Origin of the sequence: Micromonospora sp. LOL_025 (assembly GCF_048060285.1) — a bacterium.
Taxonomy (GTDB): Bacteria; Actinomycetota; Actinomycetes; order Mycobacteriales; family Micromonosporaceae; genus Micromonospora.
Map to the genome: position 1 here is coordinate 1 of NZ_JBHMIR010000116.1, position 637 is coordinate 637.

1 protein-coding gene is annotated in these 637 nt (G+C 68.3%); it reads right to left on the bottom strand.

Going from position 1 to position 637, the window contains the following annotated elements; genetic code table 11:
- Positions 1-637 (bottom strand): condensation domain-containing protein (locus ACFHW0_RS31730; RefSeq protein WP_416613309.1); only part of this gene is annotated, 637 nt, incomplete at both ends.

The following is a 637-nucleotide window of genomic DNA, read 5'->3' on the forward strand; positions in this document are numbered from 1 at the left end:
TCGGTGTTCTGCCAGGCGAACATGACCTGGAAGAGGGGGGTGTGGGCGAGGTTGCGGGTGGGGTTGACGGCTTCGACGACCTGTTCGAAGGGGAGGTCCTGGTGGTCGAGGGTGGTGAGGGTGAGGTCGCGGACGCGGTGCAGGAGTTGGGTGGTGGTGGGGTTGTCGGTGAGGTCGATGCGCAGGGCGAGGGTGTTGACGAAGAAGCCGATGAGGTTTTCGAGTTCGGCGCGGCGGCGGTTGGCGGTGGGGGTGCCGATCATGAGGTCGTGGTGTCCGGAGAGGCGGGACAGGACGATGGCCCAGGCGGTGAGCAGGGTCATGTAGAGGGTGCCGCCGTGTTGGGTGGTGAGGGTTTTGAGGGCGGTGGTGAGGTGGGTGTCGATGGTGACGGGTAGGTGGGCGCCGTGGTGGTCCTGTTCGGTGGGGCGGGGTCGGTCGGTGGGTAGTTCGAGCAGGGTGGGTGCGTCGGCGAGGGTGTGTCGCCAGTGGTCTTCCTGGCGTTGCAGGGTGCCGTCGGTGAGCCATCGGCGTTGCCAGGCGGCGTAGTCGGCGTACTGCACGGGCAGGGGTGGCAGGGGGTCGGGCCGGCCGTGGTGGTGCGCGGCGTAGAGCACCCCCAGCTCACGGGTCAGGA